Genomic DNA, 2,875 nt, shown 5'->3' on the forward strand with positions numbered 1-2,875 from the left:
GGCCAGACGCCGAGTGACCACCTGCAAGTGTCCACCGATAGGGAACTGGAAACAATAGCCAAGGCCCTTTGAAATCTCCGGCTGAGACCGAAGATCAAACGAATTTTGTACGAATTCTCCTGGCGGCAGAGGCGCTCCCTCGGTCGCCCTCTCAGAGCGTGTCTGAGAAGGCTCGGCGCGCCTACGCGACCTTGCGCGAGAGTTGATCGACGGTGGAGTGGATCGCACGACGCAAACAGCGCTACCCGTCCGACACCAGCGACGCGCAGTGGGAGCTGATCGAGCCGCTGCTTCCCGAGGCCACCTCCGGCGGCCGACCGGACAAGCACCCGCGCGCTGCACGAGGCCAACCTCGCCGGCCTCGACGCGAAGTACGCCGACGCGGTCGACGCGGCCGAGGCGTTGGAGCACCTGCGCAGCTGATCGTCCGACCGCTACCGGGGCCCTGGGGCGGCGGATCCCGGTCGGAGGATCAACCCGACCGCGATCAGCGCCGACCGCGCCGCGCCGGACGGCTCGTGCCGATCCCGGCCAGGTGCAGCGCGATGCACAGCAGGCCGGCCGTGCTGAGCGTCGTCGGGGTGACGACCGAGACCGAGTAACCGGCGAGTTCGAAGATCAGCGCGAGGCCGAAGAGCACCGCGGCGACGATGGCGACCATGGGGACGTCCTCGGGGTCGGAGAGCGGGAACGCGCAGGATGTCGGTTCCGGACGCCGTCCGCCGCCGTCGATGCCGACCTGTGACGTCCGTTGCTCCGGTCGGCGGAGCCCGCGGCCCGCGCTTGACCGCGCGGTGTGACCGGCACCACGATCAAGGTCCGACAACGACGTCCGGAGGTGGCCCGTGGCCGTCGAACCGCTCCCCCGCGGAGCCGCGCCCTTCGACACCTCCGGCATCGATCGTGACGCGCTCGGCGTCGCCCACTACACCGGGCTCCCGTCGTCACTGGTCACGATGCTGCGCGACAGCGTCGACCGGAACCCCCACGGCGAGGCACTGGTCGAGGTCGGCGGCGAGCGGCTGACCTACCGGCAGCTGTGGGAGCGGTCCGCCCGTGTCGCGGGCGGCCTCGTGGCCCGTGGGGTCGGGCGCGGCGACCGCGTCGCGAACCTCCTCCCGGCGGGCGTCGACTGGGTGCTCGCCTTCCTGGGCACCCAGCTCGCCGGCGCCGTCGCGGTGCCCGTCAACACGCGGTTCGCCGAGCCCGAGATCGCCTATGTGATCAGCGACTCCGGCTCCGCCACGGTGCTGCGCCCCGGCGAGCCGCTCCCTGACGGCGACCCGGTCGTCCTCGACGACGCCCGCCCTGGCGACCTCGCCGCGATCTTCTACACCAGCGGCACCACCGGCTTCCCCAAGGGAGCCATGACCAGCCACGAGAACTTCCTGTCCAACGTCGAGACGGCCATCCGCGTGATCGGCATCGACCGCGCCGACGGGCCGGCGCTGCGCAACCTCGTGTCGGTGCCGCTGTTCCACGTCACCGGGTGCAACAGCCAGCTGCTGGTCCAGCTCGCGCTCGCCGGCACCACCGTGGTGCTGCCGGTGTTCGAGGTCCGGGCGTTCCTGCGCGCGGTGATCGACGAGCGGATCGACACACTGGTCAGCGTCCCGGCGATCTACGCGCTGGCGCTCGCGCAGCCCGACCTCGGCGACCTCGACCTGTCCCGCGTCCGCCGCATCACCTACGGCGGCGCCCCGATCGCGCCGTCACTCGTGGAGCGCATCACCAAGGCCTTCCCCGCCGCGAGCGTCGGCAACGGTTTCGGGCTCACCGAGACATCCTCGATCGCGACGTTCCTGCCCCACGACTTGGCCGCCGACCACGCCGACTCCGTGGGGTTCGCCGCGCCGGTCGTCGACCTCGCGCTGGACGCCGTGGACCCGGTCAGCGGGGTCGGCGAGCTACTCGTCCGCGCGCCGAACGTCGTCATGGGGTACTGGAACAAGCCCGACGCCACCGCCGGTGCTTTCGTCGACGGCTGGCTGCACACAGGCGACCTCGCCCACGTCGACGACGGGCTGGTGCACGTGGTCGACCGGGCCAAGGACATGATCAACCGCGGCGGCGAGAACGTCTACTGCGTCGAGGTCGAGAACGCGCTCGCCGGGGCGCCGGGTGTGGCCGACGCCGCGGTGGTGGCCGTGCCCGACGCCGTGATGGGCGAGAAGGTCGGGGCGGTGATCGTGCCACTGCCCGGCGCGGTGTTCGAGGTCTGGCCGGTGGTGGAACACCTGCGCGAGCGGCTCGCGGACTTCAAGGTGCCCCAGTTCTTCTCCGTCCGCACCGAGCCGCTGCCCCGCAACCCCGGCGGCAAGATCCTCAAACGCCCGCTGCGCGAGGGCACGGAGTGGGGCGCGCCGGTGCACGGTCGGTAGTCATCCACAGGTTGCGCGAAACGCCCACGGGACCGGCACCCTCCGCGCGACCCTGCGGTCATGACGATCCCGAACCCCACCGATGCCCCCACGCTGCTCACGGATGCCGACGTACTCGCCCGCGTCCGCACGCTCGTCTGCCCGGCCTGCGTCGACCGCAGCTCTGGATCATGCTGGTGGACGGTGACGGCCGACAGGCCCCCGTCGTGATGCCCGTGTCGGCCGTGCCGCGCCGGCCCGTTCCCCGTCTGCTCGACGGGCTGGCCGAGATGCTGCGCGGTCTGGCCGCCGACCTCACCACCGACCTCGGCCCCGGCTCGGCGATCCTGACGCTGGAGCGCCGTGGCGCCGACGTGATCCTGCCGCACGACCGCGCATGGGCCGACGCGCTCGTTCTCACCTGCGCGAGGGCCGGCCTCGGCCTGCGTGGGGTGTTCCTGAGCAGCGACGGGGGCGTCCGCCGGATCGCCTAGATCTCTGTCCCCCGTTGAGCC

The 2,875-nt window shown here is 71.7% G+C and carries 4 protein-coding genes and 1 pseudogene; 4 read left to right on the plus strand and 1 reads right to left on the minus strand.

Translation table 11 applies throughout. The annotated features are described in order from the left end of the window. Nucleotides 1–221 precede the first annotated feature (221 nt). A pseudogene (locus JWR81_RS14630) lies at nt 222–335 on the plus strand (transposase); the annotation flags it as partial. Nucleotides 336–487: 152 nt separating this feature from the next. Here JWR81_RS14630 and JWR81_RS14635 read toward each other — a convergent pair. Next, entirely contained in the window at nt 488–661 is a 174-nt protein-coding gene (locus JWR81_RS14635) for a hypothetical protein (protein ID WP_297651688.1), read from the minus strand. A gap of 184 nt (nt 662–845) precedes the next feature. Here JWR81_RS14635 and JWR81_RS14640 point away from each other — a divergent pair, with 184 nt between their 5' ends. The 3 genes from JWR81_RS14640 to JWR81_RS14650 are packed head-to-tail and all read left to right on the plus strand — an operon-like array spanning nt 846 to nt 2,854. Beyond that, nucleotides 846–2,381 (plus strand): class I adenylate-forming enzyme family protein, encoded by a 1,536-nt coding sequence (locus JWR81_RS14640; protein ID WP_297651679.1) that lies wholly within the window; start codon nt 846–848, stop codon nt 2,379–2,381. A 60-nt stretch (nt 2,382–2,441) separates the two neighbouring features. After that, on the plus strand, nt 2,442–2,591 hold the full coding sequence (locus JWR81_RS14645; protein ID WP_297651682.1) for a hypothetical protein: 150 nt from the start codon (nt 2,442–2,444) through the stop codon (nt 2,589–2,591). Then, a complete protein-coding gene (locus JWR81_RS14650; protein WP_297651685.1) occupies nt 2,588–2,854 on the plus strand; it encodes a hypothetical protein in 267 nt (88 codons plus the stop codon). The genes JWR81_RS14645 and JWR81_RS14650 overlap by 4 nt, the downstream gene beginning before the upstream one ends. Nucleotides 2,855–2,875: the final 21 nt, after the last annotated feature.

The organism is Pseudonocardia sp. (assembly GCF_025965585.1).
Taxonomy (GTDB): Bacteria; Actinomycetota; Actinomycetes; order Mycobacteriales; family Pseudonocardiaceae; genus Pseudonocardia.